General features: G+C 69.4%; 23 protein-coding genes and 1 pseudogene. 14 read left to right on the top strand and 10 right to left on the bottom strand.

The annotated features are described in order from the left end of the window. The first annotated feature begins 54 nt into the window (after positions 1-54). From RJ05_RS20805 to RJ05_RS20795, 3 genes are all read left to right on the top strand, one after another. The gene (locus tag RJ05_RS20805) at positions 55-1,278 is read left to right on the top strand and encodes a helix-turn-helix domain-containing protein (protein ID WP_036539638.1); all 1,224 of its coding nucleotides are present in this window, start codon (positions 55-57) and stop codon (positions 1,276-1,278) included. Between the two features lie 132 nt (positions 1,279-1,410). Continuing rightward, positions 1,411-2,928, top strand: a complete 1,518-nt coding sequence (gene adh, locus RJ05_RS20800; RefSeq protein WP_036539635.1) for an aldehyde dehydrogenase — start codon at positions 1,411-1,413, stop codon at positions 2,926-2,928. Next, positions 2,928-3,329, top strand: coding sequence for a DUF779 domain-containing protein (locus RJ05_RS20795; protein ID WP_036539632.1), 402 nt, complete (start codon positions 2,928-2,930; stop codon positions 3,327-3,329). Before adh ends, RJ05_RS20795 begins: the two co-directional genes overlap by 1 nt. 90 nt (positions 3,330-3,419) lie before the next feature. On the opposite strand, the gene RJ05_RS20790 is transcribed toward RJ05_RS20795, so the two are convergent. Further along, on the bottom strand, positions 3,420-3,842 hold the full coding sequence (locus RJ05_RS20790; RefSeq protein WP_036539630.1) for a tautomerase family protein: 423 nt from the start codon (positions 3,840-3,842) through the stop codon (positions 3,420-3,422). 142 nt (positions 3,843-3,984) lie between these two features. Between RJ05_RS20790 and RJ05_RS20785 the strand changes: the two genes are divergently transcribed. The 4 genes from RJ05_RS20785 (at position 3,985) to RJ05_RS20770 (ending at position 6,789) form a co-directional block, all read left to right on the top strand. After that, complete coding sequence (locus tag RJ05_RS20785) at positions 3,985-4,566, top strand: TetR/AcrR family transcriptional regulator (protein WP_036539763.1); 582 nt, start codon at positions 3,985-3,987, stop codon at positions 4,564-4,566. Positions 4,567-4,711: 145 nt separating this feature from the next. Next, complete coding sequence (locus RJ05_RS20780) at positions 4,712-5,209, top strand: pyridoxamine 5'-phosphate oxidase family protein (RefSeq protein WP_036539627.1); 498 nt, start codon at positions 4,712-4,714, stop codon at positions 5,207-5,209. A gap of 30 nt (positions 5,210-5,239) precedes the next feature. Beyond that, positions 5,240-5,647, top strand: coding sequence for a YciI family protein (locus tag RJ05_RS20775; RefSeq protein ID WP_036539625.1), 408 nt, complete (start codon positions 5,240-5,242; stop codon positions 5,645-5,647). Further along, on the top strand, positions 5,644-6,789 hold the full coding sequence (locus tag RJ05_RS20770; protein ID WP_036539623.1) for an RNA polymerase sigma factor: 1,146 nt from the start codon (positions 5,644-5,646) through the stop codon (positions 6,787-6,789). The genes RJ05_RS20775 and RJ05_RS20770 overlap by 4 nt, the downstream gene beginning before the upstream one ends. Positions 6,790-7,038: 249 nt before the next feature. Here the strand turns inward: RJ05_RS20770 and RJ05_RS20765 are convergent, their stop codons facing one another. Then, entirely contained in the window at positions 7,039-7,311 is a 273-nt protein-coding gene (locus RJ05_RS20765) for a hypothetical protein (RefSeq protein ID WP_036539620.1), read from the bottom strand. Positions 7,312-7,718: 407 nt separating this feature from the next. Here RJ05_RS20765 and phoH2 point away from each other — a divergent pair, with 407 nt between their 5' ends. Beyond that, positions 7,719-9,068, top strand: coding sequence for an RNA 5'-3' helicase PhoH2 (phoH2, locus tag RJ05_RS20760; RefSeq protein WP_036539618.1), 1,350 nt, complete (start codon positions 7,719-7,721; stop codon positions 9,066-9,068). Between the two features lie 150 nt (positions 9,069-9,218). Continuing rightward, entirely contained in the window at positions 9,219-10,631 is a 1,413-nt protein-coding gene (locus RJ05_RS20755; RefSeq protein WP_036539616.1) for a class II fumarate hydratase, read from the top strand. 218 nt (positions 10,632-10,849) lie between these two features. Here the strand turns inward: RJ05_RS20755 and RJ05_RS20750 are convergent, their stop codons facing one another. The 3 genes from RJ05_RS20750 to glpX form a co-directional block, all read right to left on the bottom strand. Next, positions 10,850-11,707 carry an acyl-ACP desaturase gene (locus RJ05_RS20750; RefSeq protein ID WP_036539615.1) on the bottom strand — a complete coding sequence of 286 codons (858 nt, stop codon included), beginning with the start codon at positions 11,705-11,707 and terminating at the stop codon, positions 10,850-10,852. A 134-nt stretch (positions 11,708-11,841) separates the two neighbouring features. Beyond that, positions 11,842-12,492 (bottom strand): LGFP repeat-containing protein, encoded by a 651-nt coding sequence (locus RJ05_RS20745; protein ID WP_249040531.1) that lies wholly within the window; start codon positions 12,490-12,492, stop codon positions 11,842-11,844. A gap of 366 nt (positions 12,493-12,858) precedes the next feature. Further along, positions 12,859-13,902: a class II fructose-bisphosphatase gene (gene glpX / locus RJ05_RS20740; RefSeq protein WP_036539613.1), complete on the bottom strand. Its 1,044-nt coding sequence runs from the start codon at positions 13,900-13,902 to the stop codon at positions 12,859-12,861. A 128-nt stretch (positions 13,903-14,030) separates the two neighbouring features. On the opposite strand from glpX, the gene RJ05_RS20735 reads away from it, so the two are divergent. Beyond that, the gene (locus RJ05_RS20735; RefSeq protein WP_036539611.1) at positions 14,031-14,603 is read left to right on the top strand and encodes a DUF4245 domain-containing protein; all 573 of its coding nucleotides are present in this window, start codon (positions 14,031-14,033) and stop codon (positions 14,601-14,603) included. 35 nt (positions 14,604-14,638) lie between these two features. Here RJ05_RS20735 and RJ05_RS20730 read toward each other — a convergent pair whose 3' ends face one another. The 4 genes from RJ05_RS20730 to RJ05_RS20715 are packed head-to-tail and all read right to left on the bottom strand — an operon-like array spanning position 14,639 to position 17,396. Then, the gene (locus tag RJ05_RS20730) at positions 14,639-14,995 is read right to left on the bottom strand and encodes a VOC family protein (protein WP_036539607.1); all 357 of its coding nucleotides are present in this window, start codon (positions 14,993-14,995) and stop codon (positions 14,639-14,641) included. Next, entirely contained in the window at positions 14,992-15,246 is a 255-nt protein-coding gene (locus RJ05_RS20725) for an exodeoxyribonuclease VII small subunit (RefSeq protein ID WP_036539604.1), read from the bottom strand. The genes RJ05_RS20730 and RJ05_RS20725 overlap by 4 nt, the downstream gene beginning before the upstream one ends. Positions 15,247-15,306: 60 nt before the next feature. Next, positions 15,307-16,653 (bottom strand): exodeoxyribonuclease VII large subunit, encoded by a 1,347-nt coding sequence (gene xseA, locus RJ05_RS20720; protein WP_081597446.1) that lies wholly within the window; start codon positions 16,651-16,653, stop codon positions 15,307-15,309. Continuing rightward, positions 16,650-17,396 carry a lipid droplet-associated protein gene (locus tag RJ05_RS20715; RefSeq protein WP_036539601.1) on the bottom strand — a complete coding sequence of 249 codons (747 nt, stop codon included), beginning with the start codon at positions 17,394-17,396 and terminating at the stop codon, positions 16,650-16,652. Before RJ05_RS20715 ends, xseA begins: the two co-directional genes overlap by 4 nt. Positions 17,397-17,508: 112 nt before the next feature. Between RJ05_RS20715 and RJ05_RS20710 the strand changes: the two genes are divergently transcribed. Next, on the top strand, positions 17,509-18,522 hold the full coding sequence (locus RJ05_RS20710) for a 4-hydroxy-3-methylbut-2-enyl diphosphate reductase (RefSeq protein ID WP_036539598.1): 1,014 nt from the start codon (positions 17,509-17,511) through the stop codon (positions 18,520-18,522). 41 nt (positions 18,523-18,563) lie between these two features. Here RJ05_RS20710 and RJ05_RS20705 read toward each other — a convergent pair whose 3' ends face one another. After that, positions 18,564-19,433, bottom strand: a complete 870-nt coding sequence (locus tag RJ05_RS20705) for a DUF6542 domain-containing protein (protein ID WP_181062414.1) — start codon at positions 19,431-19,433, stop codon at positions 18,564-18,566. Between the two features lie 199 nt (positions 19,434-19,632). On the opposite strand from RJ05_RS20705, the gene RJ05_RS20700 reads away from it, so the two are divergent. The 3 genes and pseudogenes from RJ05_RS20700 to RJ05_RS33085 all read left to right on the top strand — a co-directional run. Then, positions 19,633-20,811 (top strand): exonuclease SbcCD subunit D, encoded by a 1,179-nt coding sequence (locus RJ05_RS20700; RefSeq protein ID WP_036539593.1) that lies wholly within the window; start codon positions 19,633-19,635, stop codon positions 20,809-20,811. Further along, positions 20,808-22,802, top strand: coding sequence for an AAA family ATPase (locus RJ05_RS33090; RefSeq protein WP_169332970.1), 1,995 nt, complete (start codon positions 20,808-20,810; stop codon positions 22,800-22,802). The genes RJ05_RS20700 and RJ05_RS33090 overlap by 4 nt, the downstream gene beginning before the upstream one ends. Before the next feature lie 682 nt (positions 22,803-23,484). Beyond that, positions 23,485-24,318: pseudogene (locus RJ05_RS33085) on the top strand (SbcC/MukB-like Walker B domain-containing protein); the annotation flags it as partial. Positions 24,319-24,360 lie beyond the last annotated feature (42 nt).

Below are 24,360 nucleotides of genomic sequence, written 5' to 3'. Positions count from 1 at the left end.
GTCGGCCGGTGCGGCATGATGGACGTAGTCGAAGATGTGACCAGGAAGACATAGATGGCGGCACACAGCACGCTCGCGGAGCAGCGAGCCGCGCTGGAAAAGGAATGGTCCCGGTGGATTCCCGACGGGTCGCATCCCGCGCTGCCCCGAGTCGCCGCCTCCGGGCTGCGCAGCGAGGTCGCCCAATCCTGGATGCGGTCGGTGCGCACCGTCGACCCGGCCACCGCGAGCGCGCCGGCGGTCGATTCCGCCGACATCGGTACGCGCTGGGAGCAGTCCCCGTTGCGTGAACCGGTCACCCAGCTCGCCGACCAACTGCACAACGTCGCCCACGACGCCGGCTATGTCGCCGCGGTCACCGACGAGACCGGCACCATCCTGTGGTCTTTCGGCGGGCCCGTGATGCGCCGCCGCGCCGAACAGGTCAATTTCGCGCCCGGTGGCCGCTGGGACGAACAACATATGGGCACCAACGCGCTGTCGCTGGCCATGCAGACCGGCAAACCGAGCACCGTGTTCTCCGCCGAACATCTGGTCGCGGCCCTGCACGGCTGGGTGTGTTACTGCGCGCCGATCCACGCCCCGGATGGACGCAGGCTCGGCGTGCTCGACCTGTCCTCGACGTGGGATCGCTCGCATCCGCTGGCCATGTCGACGGTGCAGTCGCTGGTCACCGCCGTGGAAGCGCGGCTACACGCCGCGACCGCCGTCCGTCCGGGGGTCCGGCTGACCTGCCTGGGCGGCGCCCGCTTGGTGCGCGACGGGCACCCGGTGCGGTTGCGGCCGCGCCAACTCGAAATCCTCACCCTGCTCGCGCTCGAGCCCGACGGCTTCACCCCGGAACGGCTGCACTACGCCATCTACGGCGACCGGCCCGCTACCTCGAGCACCCTCAAGGCCGATGTCTCGCACCTGCGCCGGGCCACCGGCGGTGAGATCGCCAACCGCGTCTACCAGCTCACCACGCCGCTGTCCTGCGACGCCGTCGATCTGCTCGGCGCGCTCGAGGCCGGCGACACGGGCACGGCGGTGCGGATGTATCGCGGGCCGCTGCTGCCCGGTTCGCAGACGCCGGGAATCGTGGAGTGGCGCGATCATCTCGAGGTCGCGGTGCGCACCGCGGTGCTCTCGGACGAGGACCCCGACAACGCCCTACGCTACGGCGAGCGGGCACCCGACGATATCGAGATCCACGAGCACGCCTTGCGCTTGCTGCCGGCCAACGACGGGCGCCGCGCCGTCGCCGCGGCCAGGCTGCACACCGCCCTCCGCTCCTGACCGTCAAGGCTGACCTGCGGTTTCGGCGTGTCCCATCGGTAGTCAACCTTCTGCCAACCCGAGATCACGATAGTGGTCTGCGTCACGAACGGTTGCTCGTGCTATCCGCCGACTCGATGAGGAGCATGCGACATGACCTACGCGAAACCAGGTGCCGAGGGCAGCATCGTCAGCTACGCCGCCCGCTACGACAATTTCATCGGCGGCGACTGGACGGCACCGGTCGAGGGGCAGTACTTCGAGAATCCGTCACCGGTGGACGGGCAGACCTTCACCGAGGTAGCGCGCTCGACCGCCGCCGACGTCGAATTGGCCCTCGATGCCGCGCACACCGCCGCCGACGGCTGGGGCGCCACCTCCGTCGCCGAACGCGCCAATATCCTCAACAAGATCGCCGACCGCATCGAGGACAACCTCGAGGCCCTCGCCGTCGCCGAGACCTGGGAGAACGGCAAGCCGGTCCGCGAGACCAAGGCCGCCGACCTGCCGCTGGCCATCGACCACTTCCGCTACTTCGCCGGCGCCATCCGCGCCCAGGAGGGCGGGATCAGCGAAATCGACGGCGACACCATCGCCTACCACTTCCACGAGCCGCTCGGCGTGGTCGGCCAGATCATCCCCTGGAACTTCCCGATCCTGATGGCCACCTGGAAGCTGGCGCCCGCGCTGGCGGCCGGTAACGCCGTGGTGCTCAAGCCCGCCGAACAGACCCCGGCCTCGATCCTGAAGGTGGTCGAGCTGATCGCGGATCTGCTGCCGCCGGGAGTTCTCAACGTGGTCAACGGTTTCGGCGTCGAAGCCGGCAAGCCGCTGGCGTCCAGCCCGCGGGTGGCCAAGGTGGCCTTCACCGGTGAGACCACCACCGGGCGGCTGATCATGCAGTACGCCAGCGAGAACATCATCCCGGTGACGCTGGAGCTGGGCGGTAAGAGCCCCAACATCTTCCTGCCCGACATCATGGCCGCCGACGACGAGTTCCTGGACAAGGCCGTCGAGGGTTTCGTGATGTTCGCGCTGAACCAGGGCGAGGTGTGCACCTGTCCCTCACGCGCGCTGATCCACTCCTCGATCTACGACGAGTTCATGGCGCGCTGCGTCGAGCGCACCAAGGCCATCGTCAGCGGCAACCCGCTCGACGACGCCACCATGATCGGCGCCCAGGCCAGCAACGACCAGTACGAGAAGATCCTGTCCTACATCGACATCGGCCGTCAGGAAGGCGCCGAGGTGCTCACCGGCGGCGGCCCGCGCAAGGTCGAGGAATTCCCGGGCGGCTACTACATCGAGCCGACGGTGTTCAAGGGCAGCAACGATATGCGGATCTTCCAGGAGGAGATCTTCGGGCCGGTCGTTTCGGTGACCACCTTCGACTCCACCGACGAGGCGTTGAAGCTGGCCAACGACACCCTCTACGGTCTCGGCGCCGGTGTGTGGACCCGGGATATGAACTCCGCCTACCGGCTGGGCCGCGGCATCAAGGCGGGCCGGGTGTGGACCAACTGCTACCACGCCTACCCCGCACACGCGGCCTTCGGTGGGTACAAGAAGTCCGGCATCGGCCGCGAGAACCACTCGATGATGCTCGATCACTACCAGCAGACCAAGAACCTGCTGGTCAGCTACGCGCCGAATAAGCTCGGATTCTTCTGATGGCCGAGGACGTGGCCCGCGTCGAGATCACCGAACAGGCCGAGCAGCTGCTCGAGGGCCTGATCCGGCGGCACGGCGCGGTCATGTTCCACCAGTCCGGCGGATGCTGCGACGGCAGCTCGCCGATGTGTTATCCGCGCGGTGAATTCCGGGTAGGCGCATCGGATGTGCTGCTCGGGACGGTCGCAGGCGATACGCCGTTCTGGATGAGCGCCGATCAGTACGAGTACTGGAAGCACACCCACCTCACCGTGGACGTGGTTCCCGGCCGTGGCAGCGGGTTCTCGCTGGAAGCTCCCGAAGGCGTGCGCTTCCTCATCCGCTCCCGGCTGCTCACCGATGACGAGTTCACCCGGCTCGAGGCCGCGCCACCGCCCCGCACCGGCGCCGACCTCGAATAAACCTGCGCGGCAGCGGGGTTCGCCCGCCCCGCCCGCGCATCGGAAAGATCTGCCCACCGGCTGTGCCGCGCCGGTGGGCAGATCTGTGTCTCAGTACGGGATCGGCGCGTTGGCCCGCGCCCACGCCTTCTCGGCCTCGCTGCCCGCGGGCGGCGGGAACTGGCCGGCGATCTTCCACAGATCGCGCGGGGACTCGTTGGTGTGGAATTCCCAGTGCAGCCCGCGGTCGCGGGTGTAGGGCAGCATGATCGAGTCCAGCGCGTCGGTGGAGCGTTTGCGCATCTCCGGATCCTCGAGGTGGCGAGCCAGATGGTCGACGACGATGCGCACCGTGTCGGAGGCGGGTTTACCGCCGACGTAGACGTCGGATTCCGCGAGCGCATGGAACAACACGACGACATAGAACGCCGGCAGCCCGACTCTCGTGTACAGCTCGGTGATGTCCAGGGCGAAATCCTGTTTGTCCTGCTCGGAGTAGGTGTCGGCGGGGTGGTAGATCTGCCACAGCGGCATGGTGGTTCCTTCCTGGACGGTTCGGGGAGGGAGCGGCGCCGCTCGAATCGATTTAGATTATGGTCATCATCTATACGGATGCGCAAGACTGTCCTGACCGACCGCGCCCTCCGCCGCGCGTCGACCGATGGAAGGAGCCGATGTGCCGCGAGCATCCCGCGAACAGGCCCAATCGCACCGCAGGAAGGTCCTCGACGCGGCTGCCGCACAGGTCCGTGAACGCGGGGCCGGTGCGATGACCGTCCCCGAGCTGATGGCCGCCGCCGGACTGACCCACGGCGGCTTCTACCGCCACTTCCGGTCCAAGGAAGACCTGGTCACCCAGGCCTGCGCTGCTGCGTACGCGGAGAAGATCGACGAAATGGACCGCATCCGGGCCGCGAGTGCCGACGGCGCGGCGGCCCGGCGCACCTTCATCCAGCGATATCTGTCCACCACCCACCGCGACACCCCCGCCAACGGCTGCGGCATCGCGGCGACCGCGGCCGACGTCGCCCGCGCGCCCGTCGACAGTTCGCTACGCCAGGCCTACCTCGACGGCATCCACAACATGATCGGCAAACTCGCCGAGTTCGACGGCCGTGCCACCACCGATCCGCAGGTCCTGGTCGAACTGTCGACCATGGCCGGAGCACTGATGCTCGCGCGCGCCACCGGCGACGACGAGCTCTCCCGCCGGATCCTCCAGGCCGCCCGTGATCATCTGGCAGGCGATCCGGGGTAGCGGCCGGTGCAGTGCCTTTTCGGTGCGGTCGAAGAATCTCCGAAATTCCTCGCCGGGGATGTCGAGAATGAAGGGCGGGCTCCGTCCCAGGGGTACGAGCAGCCGACAACGGCCCGCTCGACGGCACCGACACGGGAGCGCAGCGATGGAACAGCACCGGATCACCGAAATTCTCGAACGACCGCTCAGCCAGGAGCTGCTGGCGCGGGATCTGACCCGCCTGGCTTACGTCGCCACCGACGGCACCCCGCGAAACATCCCCATCGGATTCACCTGGAACGGCTCTCAGATCGTTCTCTGCACCAGCACGAACGCCCCGAAACTGGCGGCCCTGCGCCACAACCCGCAGGTCGCGCTGACGATCGACACCGAGGTGCATCCACCCAAGCTGCTGCTGATCCGGGGCCGGGCCGAGCTGGATGAGGTCGAGGGCATCCCGGAGGAGTACCTGCGGATGAACGGCAGCTACCAGATGACCCCGGAGCAGCGGGTGGAGTGGGAAGCCGGGGTGCGCTCGCTCTACGACGGCATGGTCCGCATCGTCATCACCCCGACCTGGGTGAAGCTCATCGACTTCGAGACCACGCTGCCGTCACCGGTCGAAGAGCTGATCCGGCAGCGCGCCGAACGTCAGCGCGCCTGACACCACCGACCACCACGCGAGGAGAAGACAATGGCCAAGTATCTGCTGCTCAAGCACTACCGCGGCGCCCCGGCACCCACCAACGACGTGCCGATGGACCAGTGGACCCCGGACGAAGTCAGCGCCCACGTGCAGTACATGGAGGATTTCGCCGCCCGGCTCCGATCCACCGGCGAGTACGTCGACAGTCAGGCGCTCGCACCGCAGGGCACCTTCGTCCGCTCCGACGGCGAGGGCCGCCCGCCGGTCACCGACGGTCCGTTCGCCGAGACCAAGGATCTGATCGCCGGCTGGATGATGATCGACGTCGACAGCTACGAGCGTGCGCTCGAACTGGCGGCCGAGCTGTCGGCGGCGCCCGGTGCGGGCGGCAAGCCGATCCAGGAATGGCTCGAGCTGCGGCCGTTGTTCACCGCGGCGCCCACCGTCACCGAGTGAACGAGTCGCTGCTACGGGAGCTGGTGCCCGCGGTGATCGGCGTCCTCGTCCGGCGCGGAGCGGATTTCGCCTCGGCCGAGGACGCCGTACAGGAGGCGCTGATCCGGGCATTGGAGAGCTGGCCGCAGGACCCTCCGCGGGATCCCAAGGGCTGGCTGGTCGCGGCGGCCTGGCGCAAGTTCCTCGACGCCGCGCGCGCCGAAACCTCGCGGCGGGGACGGGAACTCGCGGTGGAGATCGAGCCGCCGCGCGGGCCGGTGCCCGACATCGACGACTCGCTGTGGCTGTATTTCCTGTGCGCGCACCCGGCGCTGTCGCCGAGTTCGGCCGTCGCGTTGACGTTGCGCGCGGTCGGCGGCCTGACCACCCGGCAGATCGCGAACGCGTACCTGGTGCCCGAAGCGACCATGGCGCAACGGATCAGCCGCGCCAAAAACCGCATCGCCGAGCTGCCGCTGGACCGGCCCGGCGATCCGGCGACGGTGTTGCGGGTGCTGTATCTGGTCTTCAACGAGGGTTACAGCGGCAAGGTGGACCTGGCGGCCGAAGCGATCCGGCTCACCCGTCAGCTGGCGTCCTCGACCGACCACCCCGAGGTCTCGGGCCTACTCGCGCTCATGCTGCTGCACCACGCCCGCCGTGCTTCGCGCACCGGCCCTGGCGGGCGCCTGATCCCGCTGGCCGAGCAGGACCGAACCCGTTGGGACACCGGCCTTATTGCCGAAGGCGTGGCGATCCTGCAGGCCGCGCTGGCCCGCGACCGGCTCGGCGAATACCAGGCGCAAGCCGCGATCGCGGCCCTGCACGCGGATGCCAGGAGCGCCGCCGAGACCGACTGGGTGCAGATCGTGGAGTGGTACGACGAGTTGCTGACCCTCACCGGCAGCCCGGTGGTGCGGCTGAACCGGGCGGTCGCGATCGGCGAGGCCGACGGACCGCAGGCCGGGCTGGCGGAACTGAAGCAGCTGGACCCGGACCTGCCCCGCTACAGCGCGGTTCGCGCCTATCTGCTCGAGCGGGCCGGCGACCTGGAGCAGGCCGCCGAGCTGTACGCGCGGGCCGCGCGCCTGGCCACCAGCGTGCCGGAGCGCGACCATCTCACCCGCGAGGCGGCGCGGGTGCGGCAGTCGCTGCGTTCATAGCTGCCGGGCTGCCGCCCGGAATCATCTTCTCGACCCACTCCGTGCCGACTTCGTTGGCGGCCGGTCCCCGGCGTCGTTGGCGGGGCGGGGAAGTTCGGTGGTCTTCCACACGGTCGGGTCGGGGTTCAGTTATCGATGGCCCATCGTGTGGACGTCGGCATCGAGTATCGACCGGGATGGTTGGCAACAGGTTGAGTGCGTCCCGGTCAGTGGTATGCGAACGTCGCGGGTATGCGAACGTCGCGCAGCTCAGGAATGCTTGGCGAGGTAGTCGAGGTAGAACGGGCGCAGCGCCTCGGCCAGGTCGCCGTCACCGGCGTGCACGTAGTCGTCGATCAGGGGCAGCACCCATTTGATGTCGGCTTCGCTCTCGCCGGCTTTGCCCGCGGTCGCCTCCGCGGCGGGGATGCGGGTGAGCAGGTTCCACAAGAATTTGATGTCGCCGCGGCGCACGGCCAGCTTGACCGCGCGGTCGTGCAGTTCCTTGGACGACAGCTGCTGAAGATCGTCGGTACCGGCCATAACGCGACTCTAATCCGCCGGCGCTGGAGTGGGGACCCGCGTGTCGAAACCGGCGGCCGAGCAACCCGCCCGCAGCCGGCCCGCGATATCGCCCCGTGGGCGGCGCAACCCCTGGAAAGGTTGTCTGACCAGGTCTGATAGCCGACGTCGGCGGCGCGTTAACGACGAATTCACCGACACGCCTGCCGTTCCCCGAGCGCGCACCCACCGACAGCCGGTAGCGTCGTGGATGCGGGTCGCGTCGTTGTGGCTCGCGCGGGAGGTCCTGACCGTGACTGAGCCATTCAGTACGAGGGGGCCGGCACCCGGCCCTCGTGGCATCTGACGCCAGCGTCGGATCCCTCAGGACGGACCGGTCCAGCGAGATTGTCTGATGCGGGTGCCGCGCAGACACAAAGGAGCCCACCGTGACTACAACACGCTCCGTTTCCGCCCCATCGGCGAACTCTCGCACCGTGAAGAAAGGCACCAAAACCTTTGTCGTCGACACCTCGGTTCTGCTATCGGATCCCTGGTCGGTCACCCGCTTCGGCGAGCACCACGTGGTGCTGCCACTGGTGGTGATCAGCGAACTCGAAGGCAAACGGCATCACCACGAGCTCGGCTGGTTCGCCCGCGAGGCGCTGCGCATGCTCGACGACCTGCGCGTGCAGCACGGCCGGCTCGACGAGCCGCTGCCGATCGGTACCGAGGGCGGAACTCTGCAGGTGGAGCTGAACCACACCGATCCGACGGTGTTGCCGGTCGGGTTCCGTACCGACACCAACGATTCCCGCATCCTGGCCTGCGCGCTCAATCTCGCCGCCGACGGCCGCACCGTGGTGCTGGTATCGAAGGACATTCCGTTGCGGGTCAAGGCGAGTTCGGTGGGTTTGCGGGCCGACGAGTACCACGCGCAGGACGTGGTCACCTCGGGTTGGACGGGCATGGTGGAACTCGATGTCACCACCGACCGGGTGGACGAGCTCTACAGCGAAGGCTCCATCGATCTCGACGAGGCGCGGGAGTTGCCCTGCCACACCGGGATCCGGCTGCTCGGCAGCAGCTCCAGCGCACTCGGCCGGGTCACCCCGGACAAACGGGTGCAGCTGGTGCGCGAACGTGAAGCGTTCGGGCTGCACGGGCGCTCGGCCGAACAGCGCATCGCCCTCGACCTGCTGCTGGACGAAAGCGTCGGCATCGTCTCGCTCGGCGGACGGGCGGGCACCGGCAAGTCGGCGCTGGCGCTGACCGCCGGACTGGAAGCGGTGCTGGAGCGGCGCACCCAGCGCAAAGTGGTGGTGTTCCGTCCGCTGTACGCGGTCGGCGGCCAGGAACTGGGCTATCTGCCCGGCACCGAGAGCGAGAAGATGGGGCCGTGGGCTCAGGCCGTCTTCGACACCCTCGACGGGCTGGCCAGCCGTGAGGTCATGGAGGAGGTGCTCAGCCGCGACATGCTGGAAGTGTTGCCGCTGACCCACATTCGCGGCCGCTCGCTGCACGATTCGTTCGTCATCGTCGACGAGGCGCAGTCGCTGGAACGCAATGTGTTGCTGACGGTGCTGAGCCGGCTCGGCACCGGGTCGCGGGTGGTGCTCACCCACGACGTCGCCCAGCGCGACAATCTGCGGGTCGGTCGTCACGACGGTGTCGCGGCGGTGATCGAGAAGTTGAAGGGCCATCCGCTGTTCGCGCACGTCACGCTCACCCGTAGCGAGCGTTCGCCGATCGCGGCCCTGGTGACGGAGATGCTGGAGGAGTACGGGCCCAACGCCTGAAGGAGTTAGCGCAGACCCCCGGGCCCCGCGCGGTCCGGGGGTCTGTCGTTTCCGGTCGGTCCTATTCCCGTCCGCGAGGCGCCGGGCCCTGTGAGATAAGCGTCAGGCGTGGCGTCCCCACGTGCGGCGGGTGCGGCATATGGTCGGACTATGAGTGAGCGAAGCGACCAGACCGAGTACCGCATCGAACACGACACCATGGGTGAGGTCCGCGTTCCGGTGGACGCCCTGTGGCGCGCGCAGACCCAGCGGGCCGTGCAGAACTTCCCGATCAGCGGCCGCGGCCTGGAGCGCGCGCAGATCCGTGCGCTGGGGCTGCTCAAGGCCGCGTGCGCGAAGGTGAACCGGGACCTCGGCCTGCTCGAGGCCACCAAGGCCGACGCCATCATCGCCGCCGCCACCGAGATCGCCGAGGGCCGCTACGACGATCAGTTCCCGATCGACGTCTTCCAGACCGGCTCGGGCACCAGCTCCAATATGAACGCCAACGAGGTCATCGCCTCCATTGCCAAGGCGCGCGGGGTCGAGGTGCACCCCAACGACGATGTGAACATGTCGCAGTCGTCCAACGACACCTTCCCGACCGCGACCCACCTGGCCGCGACCGAGGCCGTCATCGCCGATCTGGTGCCGGCGCTGGATCACCTGCGGCTGGCGCTGCTCGACAAGTCCACCGCCTGGAAAACGGTGGTCAAATCGGGTCGCACGCACCTGATGGACGCCGTGCCGGTGACCCTCGGCCAGGAGTTCGGCGGCTACACCCGTCAGGTCGCGGCCGGCATCGACCGGATCATGGCGACGCTGCCCCGCCTGGGTGAGCTGCCCATCGGCGGCACCGCCGTCGGCACCGGCCTCAACGCGCCGGACGGATTCGGCGGGCTGGTCGTCGCGGAACTGGTGCGCAGCACCGGCATCGACGCGCTGCGCGAAGCCGAGGACCATTTCGAGGCCCAGGCCGCGCGTGACGGTCTGGTGGAGGCGTCGGGCGCGCTGCGCACCATCGCCGTCAGCTTGACCAAGATCGCCAACGACATCCGCTGGATGGGCTCGGGTCCGCTCACCGGCCTGGCCGAGCTCCAGCTGCCGGACCTGCAACCGGGCAGCTCGATCATGCCGGGCAAGGTGAATCCGGTGCTGCCGGAGGCGGTGACCCAGGTGGCCGCGCAGGTCATCGGCAACGATGCCGCCGTCGCGTTCGGCGGAGCGAACGGGCACTTCGAGCTGAACGTCTACATCCCGGTGATGGCACGCAACCTGCTCGAGTCGATTCGGTTGCTGGCCAACGTGTCCCGGCTGTTCGCCGACCGCTGTGTGAGTGGGCTGGTGGCCAACGAGGAGCATCTGCGCACGCTGGCCGAGTCCTCGCCGTCGATCGTCACGCCGCTGAATTCGGCGATCGGCTACGAGGAGGCGGCGGCGGTGGCGAAGGAAGCGCTGAAGGAGAAGAAGACGATCCGGCAGACCGTGATCGATCGCGGGCTCATCGGCGACAAGCTCACCGTGGAGGAGCTGGATCGCCGCCTCGATGTGCTGGCGATGGCGAAGGTCGACGAGAAGAAGTAGCGGGAGGCAGATCCGACAACGGCCCGTTCGACGGTCGATGACCGTCGAACGGGCCGTTGTCGTCATTCGGCAGAGATGGTGATGACGTCGCTGACGAAGCTGAGGAGTGCTGCTACCAGATCGAGGATCATGACTCTCACCTTCTTCCCGTTGTGCGAATGTGCATCGAACCGGTCAACGATATCGGCAATTACCGCTGATCAGGGGATGAAACGCAATCAGCTGCGCAGGTGGGCGAGTTCGGCGCGGGCCGCCTCGCCTGCCTCACCCAGATCGGTCCGGGTGAAGACGTTCCAGCGTCGCAGCAGGGGAGCGAAGACCAATTCGCCCTCCTTCGCCGGGTCGTAGATGCCGGCCTCGGCCAGCACCTCGTCGCTGCTGCGGCCGTCGGGCAGGGTGACGGCCGGCACGTGGAAGGCGGCGACGCGGTCGGCGACGGCGCGCATGGTCTGATCGGGCACCTGATCGAAGGCGGCATCGATCAGGTTGGCGAAGAACACCGACTGCAGTTCGTCGTCGACGGCGATGCGCTCGCTGATGGCGGTGACGATCGGGTTCTCGTTCAACGCGGCGGTATTGCGGTGCCGGACCGCCGACGCGGCCTCTTCGAACGCACCGTTGGCCAGCACATCCAGCAGATGCAGCGGCTCACGGCGGAAGCCCTTGGTCATGTGATCCATGCGCAGCCGCTCCAGCTCCACCGGATCGACGGCACGGGTGACCATGAGGTAGTTGCGGATCATGATCTCGTGCCGGTTCTCCTCGGCCGTCCACCGGCCGACCCACCGCCACCACGCGCCGGTGCGCAGGTACTTGCCGATCTCCTGGTGGTAGGAGGGCAGGTTGTCGGCGATGAGCACGCTGACGGTGAGCGCCAGCTTGGCCACCTCGCTGAGCTCGGACTGGTCCGGCTCCCAGTCGGTGCCGCCGAGGAAGCCGAAGTTGCGCCCGTCGTCCCACGGGACGTAATCGTGCGGCTGCCAGCCGTCGGCCGCCTCGATGTGGCGGCGAAGGTTCAGTTCCACCTCCACCGCGAGCGACTCGAGCAGTTCGCGATCGGTCAAGAGAGTTTGCACCGCACCAACCTAGCCGTTGTGTGGATCACGCGGGGGACTGTGGGGGTATCGCAGTGCGGCCGGTCGGCGCACCCGTGGGAAAAGCCTCGGCCGGGCGCACCAGAACCGGCGGCGCGCCCGGCCGAGGCCGATGACTACTTCTCGGTGACGGTGGTCTCGCCGTTCATCCAGGTGATGGTGCCGCCGGTGAACTCGCTCTTGCGGCTGCCGTCGGGCAGGGTTTCCTCGTCGGTGACGGGGTAGCCGAGTTTGCCGTTGGCGCCGCCGTTCTCCTCCCAGGTCTCGCGGATGTCGCCCCACACGATGTGGGCGCCGGAGTCCTGGCTCCAGTAGATGGTGCCGCCCTCGAAGTCCTGGTAGCGGCCGCCGTTAGGGCCGGTCTCCTCGGGGTCTTCCGGCATGCCGAGCGGGCTGTTCTGGCCGCCGGCCTCGAGGTACTTGGAGTAGATGACGCCGGAGACGGTGACTTCGCCGTCCGGGGTACTGAACTTCGTCTCACCCGCCGCTCCAGGGGTCTCGGTGCCGGTGGCGGTGCCACCGGGGGTTTCGCCCGCTGTGCCGCCGGGGGTTCCGGTGGCATCGTGTTCGCCGGGCGCATGGGTGGCGGTCGCAGTGCCCTCACCCATCTGGGCGGTGACACTGCCGATCTTGCTGCCGATCTGGTCGCTGGTATCGGAGTCGTCGCCGCAGCCGGCCACGAGCAGGCCCGATGCGGCGATCGCCATGGTGAATCCGGCGGTACGTCGAGCGAAGTGGTGCATGTCCATCCTCTCGAGAGTGGCCACGCGCGGCACCGCAAGCTGCGGTGGAGCCACACGCGAACCGGAGCCGACGCTCAGCAATGCCTTGGCGAACAAGCGAACTGATCGCTTGACCATTACTGAGCTGGTATCCACGCGGATATTACCCGCGAGAGTATGGAGTAAAACACACGCTGAGGGTTAACCGGGTCGGATGCCGCGCATGCATCACCGGCCCGAGACCACGGTCGGTGCACCTGAATTTTCGAGCGAAGCGAGATCGAGCCCCACAGTTCGCGGCCCGTCTCGTGTTTGCGCTGCCACCGCGCAAGCCGAAGGCAAGCGGTGGCAGCGGAAACCCGAGACTCCCAGGGGCCGTGAACCCCGCGACGCCGCAGGCGGCGCAAGAAATTACGGCAGCGGCGGGTTGGCGTCGTCGTCGCCGTGGAAGTCGACCGAGGAGTACTCGCGCAGCTTCGTCAGCCGGTGGTAGGCGTCGATCATGCGGACCGTGCCGGATTTGGAGCGCATGACGATCGACTGGGTGGAGGCGCCGCCGCCGTAGTAGCGCACGCCGCGCAGCAGGTCGCCGTCGGTGACGCCGGTGGCGCAGAAGAAGACGTTGTCGCCGGAGACCAGGTCTTCGGTGCTGAGCACGCGGTCCAGGTCGTGGCCGGCGTCGACGGCCTTCTGGCGTTCTTCGTCGTCCTTGGGGGCGAGCATGCCCTGCAGTTCGCCGCCCATACAGCGCATCGCGGCCGCGGCGATGATGCCTTCGGGGGTGCCGCCGATGCCGACGAGGATGTCGGTGCCGGAATCCGGGCGGGCGGCGGCGATGGCGCCGGCCACGTCACCGTCGGAGATGAGGCGGATGCGGGCGCCGGCGTCGCGCACCTGCTGGATGAGCTCGGCGTGACGCGGGCGGTCCAGGATGCAGACGGTGAGGTCGGAGACCGAGGAGTTCTTGGCCTTGGCGACCTTGCGGATGTTGTCGGCGATGGGGGCCGCGATATCGATCACACCGGCCGCGTCCGGGCCGACGGCGATCTTGTGCATGTAGAACACCGCCGACGGATCGAACATCGCGCCGCGCTCGGCCACCGCGAGCACCGAGATCGCCCCGGGCGAGCCTTTCGACATCAGCGTGGTGCCGTCGATGGGGTCGACGGCGAAATCCACCTCGGGGCCGTCGCCGTTGCCCACCAGCTCACCGTTGTAGAGCATGGGCGCTTCGTCCTTCTCGCCCTCGCCGATGACCACGATGCCGCGCATCGATACCGAGCTGACCAGCTGGCGCATGGCATCGACGGCCGCGCCGTCGCCGCCTTCCTTGTCGCCGCGGCCGACCCAGCGACCGGCGGCCATGGCACCTGCCTCGGTGACCCGGACCAGTTCCAGTGCGAGGTTGCGGTCGGGCGCCTCGCGGCGGCTCGGGGCGGGCGAAGATGCCGTCATAGCGGTGTGCCTCCTTGGCTCGTACTTACGCGGGCAATTGTCTCATTCGGCAGGCAGGGGTCCGTGCACACCTGGGCAGGGTCGGGGCCGTACCGGTGTGATCGGCGTCGCGAGTGGATACTGGGTACGTGCCGAACCAAAAGCCACGCATCATGAACGACTACCGGGATCTGGTCTGGTCGCTGATCCCGTTGGCGCTGATCGCCGTGGTTTTCGCCGGACTGACCAGTCAGTGCAGCTTCGCCGGCGACGGACCGACACAGGGCCAGATCCCCAGCTTCGACGCCAAGGCGGCCCTGCAGTCCGACGCCACCAACCTCACCTTCCCGATCCGCGAACCGGCCCTGCCGCAGGGCTGGACGCCGAACTCCGGCAGCCGCGACACCATCACCGAAGAAGGCGGCGGCACCGTCAGCACCATCGGCTACATCACGCCCGAGGGCACCTACATGGAGCTGAACCAGAGCAACGCCACCGAGGTCGCGCTCGCCCGGCACACCCTCGGCTCCCGCTATGCCAGCGGCACTCGCGACATCGGCGCCCAGAAATGGGTCGTCTACGACGAGCCCGGCGAGGAACCGGCCTGGATCGCCGACTTCGGCCAGGCCAGGGTGCTGATCCGCGGCGCGGGCAACGATGCCGCGTTCACCACATTGGCCGAGGCGGTCACCACGGCGCAGCCGCTGCCGAAGCAGAAGTAGCCGGGCGGCCGAGCCGCTCAACCCGGCTGCGCCGGCTACGCGGATTCGTCGCCATGGGTGACGACGTTGACCACGGTCCCGCTGGGATCGCGCACGAAGAACCGGCGCACGCCCCACGGTTCGTCGCGCAGCGCGTAGACGATGTCCGCGCCCGCGGCGACCAGCCGGGCGTGCACGGCGTCCACATCGTCGACCTCGACACTCATATCCGGTTGCGGCCCTTCGGCTTCCGGGCCGACGAGCACGACCTGGGTGGTGGGGGTCGACGGCGAGGCCATGATCACCGCCCAGCCGAGATCCATCGCCTCGGTGAAGCCGAGTCCCCGGTAGAACGCCCGGCTCGCGGCCATGTCCGTGGTGCGGATATCGGGGGTGGCGCGACGGATGGTCACTGCTGCTCGTCCTCGACCTCGGCGCGCGACAGGGCGTCCTCCACACGTTTGCGCGCGCCGGCCAGATGCTGTTCGCAGCGGTTGGCCAGCGCCTCGCCGCGCTCCCACAGGGCCAGGGACTCGTCGAGGTCGAGGCCGCCCTGTTCGAGCATCTTCACGACATTGACCAGCTCGTCGCGGGCGCGTTCGTAGCCGAAGGTGGCGATCTCGGCCAGATCGTCGGTCGGCTGATCGTCGGCGGAGTCGGGCAAGGTCGGTCCTCTCGGTGGGGCGGGGCGGGCGGATCGGTCGTTCGGGGTCGGGCGGGCCGGTCAGCGGCTGGGCTCGGTGTCCGCGGTGCGGTCGGGCTCGGGCGGCACGACCCGGGTGCCGAGCGCGGTGGTACCGAGGGCGGCGGCGGAGATGGCGCCGTCGGCGACCCGGATGCGCAGCTGGGTGCCCGCCGGCGCGTCATCGATGCTGTGCACGACATGCCGTTCACGACCGGTGACGCGCTGGACGACGGCGTAACCGCGGGCCATGGTCGCCGCCGGGCCCACCGCTGTCAGCTTCTCGCGCAGATGCCTGGTGGCGGTGGCTTCGGCGTTGATCAGGTGTTCGGCGCAGCGCCGGGCGGAGATGCGCAGCCGCTCCACCTCATCGACCCGATGGCGCAGTTCGCGCAGCGGATCGGCCAGCACCGGCCGGGAACGCAGTTGATCGAGGGCGCGCGTCTCGCGGTCGACCCAGCCACGCAGGGCGGCGGCCGAGCGGGCGCGCAACTCACGCACACCGGCCAGCTCGGCGGCCGCGTCGGGCACGATCCGTTTGGCGGCGTCGGTGGGGGTCGCGGCGCGCACGTCGGCGACGAGATCGCTGAGCGGGTTGTCCGGTTCGTGCCCGATCGCGCTGACGATCGGTGTGGTCGCGGCGACGATGGCCCGGCATAGCGCCTCATCGGAGAACGGCAGCAGATCCTCCACGCTGCCGCCGCCGCGGGCGAGCACGATCACATCGACGGCCGGATCGCGGTCGAGTTCGCTGAGCGCGGCCATGATCTGCGGCACCGCCGTCGGCCCCTGCACCGCGGTATTGCGGATCTCGAACCGGACGGCGGGCCAGCGGGTGCGCGCGACGGTCAGCACGTCGTGTTCGGCGGCACTGGCCCGGCCGGTGATGAGCCCGATGGTGCTCGGCAGGAACGGGATCGGCCGTTTCAGCCGCGGATCGAACAGGCCCTCGGCGGCCAGCAGCCCCTTCAACCGTTCGATCCTGGCCAGCAGTTCACCCACCCCGACAGCGCGGATCTCGGTCACGCGCAACGACAGCGTGCCGCGGCCGGTGAAGAAGGACAGCTTGCCGTACACCACCACCCGGCTGCCCTCGTGCAGCGGCAGCGGCGAATTACGGATCAGGGCGGGATCGCAGGTCACCGACAACGACATGTCGGCCGACGGATCGCGCAGCACCAGGAAGGCGGTCCTGGTACCCGGCCGCAGCGAGATCTGGGTGATCTGGCCCTCCACCCAGACGCTGCCGAGCCGATCGATCCACTGCGCGACCTTGATCGAAACCGAACGCACCGGCCACGGATTGTCGGCGGAATTGGCGGGCGCGGCGCGTTCGGGCCGGCCGGTGGTGTCCCGGCCGGCCGTCGTCGGCGAGGAGGATTCGGTCACTGGGCCCGCACGGTGGCGATCCGGTTCGTCAGCATGGTGATGAACGGCGCCCGGGCGCGGGTGCGCTGCTCGTAATCGAGCAGGGCGGTCAGATCGTCGATGGTCAGCATGCGCAGCCGGGCCCGCAGCTGGGCCAGCGTCATGTTGTCGTAGTCGTAGCGGGTGGCGACCTCGGGCGCCACGGCCTCGCCCTGCTCGGCCTCCGCTTCCGCGACCTCGGTGCTCTCCGCGACTGCCGAGCTCTCGCCGGTGGTCTCGGCCGCGCCGGCGGGTGCTTCGGCCTCGCGCTGCGCTTCCCGCTGCTCCTCGGCTTCGCGCTGCGTTTCGGTGGCCGGCTCGCGCAGCGGGCTGACCGTCGCCGCATGACCGTTACGTCCGGCCTTCGCGCCGGCCAGCGTCTCGGTGATCAGGAACCCTGCCAGCTCGGCATCGCTGCCGAAGCTGTCGAAACTGCTGGTCCTGGCCCGGCCGAAGGCGGTGTCGGCGGGCTGGGCGGGCTCGTCCTCGTCGAAGGTGGCCCAGGCGGGCTGCTCGACGGCACGGTTGGACAGGCGATCGAAGACGGCGTCGCCCTTGAGCGCCAGGCTGGTGACGAACTGCTGGACGTGCATGGTGGTCTGCAGCAGCTGACTGATCGCGGTGATCGGGAAATTCACCGCCGCCGTGGGTAGCCGTCGAGTCTCCTCGATGGCGTAGACGGCGGCACCAGCGGCTACGCGGGCCAGAAACGGTGGTCGGAACATGGTCCTAGCCTGCCCGAAATGGCGGGATGTGCAAAAGGGGGCCGGGTGTTCGCGTGTTATCTCGCTCGCATCCGAGCGGGTGATCGCCATAGTGCGCACGTATCCTGTGGGCATGTCCTCGGCAATACCGTTGAATGTCGGAATCGCCCGCTCTGTCCGCTCCGACGGCGCGGGAGGTGCCGACGGCGACAAGCGCGTGCTGCTGGCCGAACCCCGTGGCTACTGCGCCGGTGTCGATCGCGCGGTGGAAACCGTGGAAAAGGCGCTCGACAAACACGGCGCCCCCATTTACGTCCGCAAGGAAATCGTGCACAACCGGCACGTGGTGGAGACCCTGCGCGAACGCGGGGTCATCTTCGTCGACGAGACCGACGAGGTGCCCGAAGGCGCGCTGCTGGTGTTCTCCGCGCACGGCGTCTCCCCGGCGGTGCACTCCTCCGCGGCCGCCCGCAATCTGCGCACCATCGACGCCACGTGCCCACTGGTCACCAAGGTCCATCAGGAAGCCAAGCGCTTCGCCCGCGACGACTACGACATCCTGTTGATCGGCCACGAAGGCCACGAAGAGGTCGAGGGCACCGCCGGTGAGGCGCCCGACCACGTGCAGCTGGTCGACGGGCCCGACGCGGTGGACAAGGTCAGCGTGCGCGACGAGTCCAAGGTGATCTGGCTGTCGCAGACCACGTTGAGCGTCGACGAGACCATGGAGACGGTGTCGCGGCTGCGCGAGCGTTTCCCCGGTTTGCAGGATCCGCCCAGCGACGACATCTGCTACGCCACCCAGAACCGTCAGGTGGCGGTGAAGGCGATGGCCCCCGAATGCGATCTGGTGATCGTGGTCGGTTCCCGCAATTCGTCGAACTCGGTGCGGCTGGTCGAGGTCGCGCTCGGTGCCGGCGCGAAGGCCGCATACCTGGTCGACTACGCCCGCGAGGTGGACCCGGCCTGGCTGGAGGGCGTGCGCACGATCGGCATCACCTCCGGCGCCTCGGTGCCCGAGATCCTGGTGCGCGGGGTGCTCGACATGCTGGAAGAACACGGCTTCGCCGATGTGCAGCCGGTGACAACGGCCAACGAGACGCTGGTGTTCGCGTTGCCGCGGGAGCTGCGCGAGTCGCGTCGCTGAGGGTCCCTGAGTGGAGGCGCACGCGGCTGTTTACGCCGGTCTCAGCGCGCTTCGGGGCCGCGGCGTTCGATGCGGCCGGAATCCCGATCCCGGTAGCGCACCGTCGGCTGCGGCAGCGGCGGCTGCTCGGTGCGGCGCCGGGCGGGTCCGCGCACGGGTTCCGCCTCCGGGCGTGCCGCGGCGGTAGGACGGGCCCCGCCACGCGGACGCCCTTCTCGTGAGCGGGCGGCGGCGGCCAGCCGGGGCGGGTTCTCGGCCACGGGCGGTGGACGCCGCTTGCCCTGGCGCCGCGGCCGGGCCGCGGGTTCGGCGATGTCGTCGTAGTCGTCGGCCACCGGTGGACGCCGAGAGCGCTTGCGGGCCGCGCCCGACAGCGACTGCGAGCCCGGCTCGGCTTTCTTCGGCCGCTGCTGCACCGCGCTACGTCCCCAGCTGGTGCCGCGGCGGGCCTGTGACTTGCCTTCGGCAGCGCGTTCGGCGCGATCCAGCGCGATCCGCGCACCACCGATGCACAGCACGATCACCGTGGTCAGCACCATCGTGGGGAACCGGTGCACCAGCGGGATCGCCAGGTTGAGCAGGATGTCCTTGATCGAGGTCGAGGCCCGGCCGAGTAGCTGCTGATAGGCCAGGGGTACCGCGACGAACAACAACAGCGGTGGCAACACCAGCGTGGTGAACAGGCCGCGGAACCGCACAGCGAGCACGGCCGCGACGCAACCGATGACATAGAACGCGGTGAACGAGCCGGTCAGCTCGGTGCCGTCACCGAGGGCATCGATCAGGAAGCCCAGAAACGTGCAGGCAACCGCGATCAGGACCGCCGCACCGGCCGGGACACCCGGCACCGACGGCAGGATCGAACGTTGCGGCGCGGGCACCCGGGTACGCACTCGTTGGGAAGCAGCCACGTAGAGAACACTATCTGCCGACGCGCCGGTCGGTGTCATGGCAGGGCCGGTCGGGTGATGCCGGTTGCACCCGTGGGCGCCCGTCCGGACCGCCGCCTTCGTGTCGGCCGTCACATTCGCACCGGCTCGCCCGGCGGGTATCCGACACTCGCCGCCCTCTGATTGAAGTGTGTCGGTGGGTTGCCATACGGTTCGCGGCATGCGAATCCTGCACACGTCGGACTGGCATATCGGCCGCACCTTTCACGGGGTCGATCTGCTCGGCGATCAGGAGTACGCGCTGAGCGCCGTCGCGGAGTTGGTGGCGGAGGAATCGGTCGACGTGGTCGTGGTGCCGGGCGACGTCTATGACCGCTCCATTCCCAGCGCGGACGCGATCGCGGTGTGCAATCGCGGATTCGAAGCCATCCGCGCCGCGGGCGCCCGCATCGTCGCCACCTCGGGCAATCACGATTCCCCTGCCAGGCTCGGTGCCGGTGCCAGTTTCGCGGCGGCGGGCGGGCTGTACCTGCGCACCACCGTCGCCGACGCGCACCGGCCGGTGCTGCTGTCCGATGAGCACGGCGAGGTGGCCTTCTACGGCATCCCGTATCTGGAGCCGGAGATCACCCGTGCCGAACTGGGCGTGCCGCAGGCGCGTTCGCATGCCGAGATCCTGGCTGCCGCGATGGCGCGGATCCGCGATGACATCGCGGCCAGGCCGGGGACGCGCACGGTGGTGCTCGCGCACGCGTTCGTCGTCGGCGGCGAGGCCACCGGGTCGGAGCGGTCGATCTCGGTGGGCGGCGTGGAGACGGTGCCGCTGGGCGAGTTCGACGGTATCGACTATGTCGCGCTCGGCCACCTGCATTCGCCGCAGACGCTGTCGGAGTCGGTGCGCTATTCCGGGTCGCCGCTGCCGTACTCGTTCGGGGAGAGTTCGCATCGTAAAGCGGTCTGGATCGTCGACCTGGACGCGGCCGGGCTCGGTGCGGTACGCAGGCGGGAGGTGCCGGTGGTGCGCGGGCTGAGCCGGCTGGTCGGCACCCTCGACGAGTTGCTCGACGGCGCGGAATTCGGCCGGGCCTGCGAGGACTACGTCTCGGCCACCCTCACCGACCACGCCCGCCCCATCGACGCCATGCGCAAGCTGCGCGAACGATTCCCGTACGCGGTCCACGTGGAATGGCAACGCCCACAGGGTAACCCGGACCTGCGATACCGCGAACGCGTGCACGGCCGCCGCGATACCGAGGTGGCGCGCAGCTTCCTCACCGATGTCCGTGGCGAGCCCACCGACTCGGAGATGCGGTGGCTGGAACGCGCGATCGCGGCGGCGACCAGGGAACCGGTAGCGGAGACGGCCGTTCGGGTCGACGCCACGGAACTCACCGCATGAGGCTGCACCGGCTGGAGATCACCGCGTTCGGCCCGTTCGCCGACACCACCGTCGTCGACTTCGACACCCTCGGCGCCGACGGCCTGTTCCTGCTGCACGGACACACCGGTGCCGGCAAGACCACCGTCCTGGACGCCATCGCCTTCGCGCTCTACGGCCGAGTGCCCGGCGCACGCAACGACAGCAAACGCCTGCATTCCGATCACGCCTCACCGCAGACCCCGCCGAAGGTGCTGCTGGAAGCCACGCTGGGCGGGCGGCGGGTGCGGCTGATCCGCAGTCCCGAATTCGAGCGCCCGAAACGGCGTGGCACCGGAACCTCGATCGAGAAGCCGAAGGCCACGCTCGAATGGCTGGACGGCCACGGCGCCAACCTGTCTCGCATCCCCGATATCGGCGAGGAGGTCAAACGGCTGCTCGGGATGAGCGCCGAACAGTTCTTCCAGGTGGTGCTGCTACCGCAAGGCGATTTCGCCCGGTTTCTGCGTGCGGAGAACGAAGAACGGGAGAAGCTGCTCGAGAAGCTCTTCGACACCGAACGATTCGGCACCGCCGAACAGTGGCTGGCCGAACGCCGCCGCACCTCCGAGGCCGAACTGGCCGCCCGCACCCGCGGTGTGGACAACCTCATCGTGCAGGTCGGGGTCACCGCCGGGATCGGCGCCACCGAAACCGTCGGCCCGCTCGAGGCCGTCGACTGGGCCGAGGATCTGCTCGATAAGGCCCGCGCCGAACATGCCACCGCCACCATCGAACTGGAACGCCGCCGCGAGGAGTCCGCGCGCGCCGACGCGGCCGCCGAACAGCAGCGCAAACTCGCCGACACCCACCGTCGCCTGCTGACCGCCCGTCGCCAACTCGACGACTACGCCGCCACCGCCGCCGAGCGCGCCGCCCGCCGCGCGGAGCTGGAAGCCGCTCGCCGCGCCGAACCGCTCGCCGCGGCACTGGATGAGGCCCGCGCGGCCGTGACGCGGGCGCGGCGGCAGGACAGCGAAACCGAGCGGGCGGCACGGCGATTGACGCAGCTGCTCGCTGAGCCGGGCAGTGCGGATCTGCCGGGTGGGGAGCTGCTCGGCGACAGCGATGCGAAGCCTGACGACGGTGCGGAGGTCGTTGTCACGAATCCCGGTGGTGTCCGCGGCGACGCCGGCCCTGACCGGGGCCGTGGACCGGACGGGCGGCCGGACCGCGAGGACCGTCGGCCCCGAGCGGCATCATCGCGACACTCGGCGAACCTCGAGCCCGGCGCAACGGGACACGCAGCGTCCAGTGAGGTTGCGCTCCTGCGGCCCGACGCCGACGTCGACGGCGCGATCCGGCAGTGGAGTGCGCGCATCGGTGTGCTGGACGAGGTCACCTCCGCCGCCGAGGCGGCCGAACAGCTGACGAGTGACATCGCCCGGCTGCGAACCGAGGAGTCCGAACTGGCGCGGCGGCTGACGCGGATCGCTCAGCGGCGGGAAGCGATTCCGGCCGCGATCGTGGCGGCGGAGGCACGGGTGCGGGAATCCGCCGACGCGGCCGCCATGCTGCCCGCGCTGGCCGCCGACTGCGAGCGGTTGCAGGGCGCGGCCTCGGCCGCGGTGGCGCTGGCCGAGCGGCGACGGGATCTCGATCGCGCGCGGGTCGATGCCGAGACCGCCCGCGCGAAGCACAACGATGCCAGGGAACGCGTGCTGGATCTGCGGGAGCGGCGCCTCGCCGGGATGGCGGCGGAACTGGCCGGGCAGCTCACCGAGGGAAACCCCCTGTGCCGTCTGTGGCTCGCCGGAGCATCCCGACCCGGCGCAGCCGACCGAGAGCGCGGTCTCCAAGGATGCCGAAGACGCCGCGAGCGCCGAGGAACGCGCGGCCGAGGCAGCCCGCGACAAGGTGCTGGCCCGGATCGCCGAGCTGGAACGCGAGATCGAGGGCCTGACCGCCCGCGGCGGCGACGCCGACCCCGTCGAACTCGCGGCCGCCCTACGCGCCGCCACCCTCCGCTATGAAGACGCCGGCGAACTCGCCGATCAGAGCGCCGCCGCCACCGCGGAACTCGACCGGCTGCGCGCCGAGGAAACCGACCTGCACGACCAACTCCGTGCGGCCGAAACCCGCCGCGGCACCATCACTTCGACCATCGCCGCCGCCGAATCCCGGCTCACCGAACTCAGCGCACGCCTGCGCGAGGCAGCGGGCGCCGACGCCACCATCGATCACCGCCGTGCCCGGCTCGACTCCCTGATCGCCGCGGCAACCGCCTACCGTGCCGCCGAATCAGCGGCAGCGGGTGCGTGGCAACAGGTCAGTGTGATCACGGAGCGGGTGCAGAACCTCGCCCGTTCAGCAGGTTTCGCGCTCGAAACAGGCGAGGCCGGTCCGCAGGGGGCAGGCGACGCCGCGGCAGGGGCAGCGCCCGATCCCGAGCCGGCCTTGTTCGACATCCCCGCCGATAGCGCTGTCGATTCGGCCGCCGACGACGCCGAACCGGCCTTGTTCGATCTGCCTCCGGTGGCTCTGGAGGCCGGTGGCGCGGCCGATCCGAGCGGCAGTGTCGAACCGCGCTCCGACGGTGCTCCGCGTGGCGATGGCGATCCAGCCGCCGCCAGACCGGAACCCGCGCCCGAGTCGATGACCCCCGCACAGCTCGTCGCGCTGCTCACCGCGTATGCGCGCCGCATCGAGGACGTGATCCGCGATGCGCGCGCGCAGCAGGCGATCGAGCAGCAGCTCGAAGCGGCCGAGCGGGCCAAGGCGGCGGCCGAGGCGGTGCTGGCCGAGCCGGAGGTGCGCGCTGCGGCGGACGCCGAACCGGGCGATCTCGCGGCCCTCGACGCTGCCGTGCGCGAGGCGCGCCAGGCGCTCGATATCGCTGTCGCCGCGCATTCGGCAGCCGCCACGCGCGTGGCCGAACTCGAGCAGCTCAGCGGCCAGCTCTGGGCGGCGGTCGATCACATCGCGCCCGCCCAGCGCGCCCATGAGGAACTGTCCGCGCTGGCCGACGTGGTCGCCGGACGCGGCGCCAACAACCGGCGAATGTCGTTGCGCTCCTACGTGCTCGCCGCTCGGCTGGAGGAAGTCGCAGTGGCGGGTACGGCCCGGCTGCGCCGGATGTCTGGCGGCCGATACGAATTCGTGCACACCGACCGCGCGGGCACCCACGGCCGCCGCGGCGGACTCGGCCTGGATATCCGCGACGACTACACCGGCGCCATCCGCCCCGCCAAAACCCTCTCCGGCGGCGAGACCTTCATGGCCTCGCTCGCCCTCGCCCTCGGCCTGGCCGACACCGTCGCGGCGGAAACCGGCGGCATCGTCCTGGACACCCTGTTCATCGACGAGGGGTTCGGCAGCCTGGACGCCGATACCCTCGACGCGGTGATGGGCGTCCTCGACGACCTGCGCGCGGGCGGGCGGGTTGTCGGCCTGGTCAGCCACGTCGACGAAATGCGCCAGCGCATCCCGAGCCGCCTGCACGTCATCCGCGGCCGCACCGGCTCGCGTTTGCAGGCCACCGTGGCGTGAGCGGGGGATGACGTAGCAACCAGCGCTCAGGTGTTCGCCTCG

This window comes from Nocardia cyriacigeorgica NBRC 100375, assembly GCF_000308555.1.
GTDB classification, from domain to species: Bacteria; Actinomycetota; Actinomycetes; order Mycobacteriales; family Mycobacteriaceae; genus Nocardia; species Nocardia cyriacigeorgica.
The sequence above is the reverse complement of the archived record's forward strand: the minus strand, read 5'-3'. Positions and strand labels throughout refer to the sequence as shown.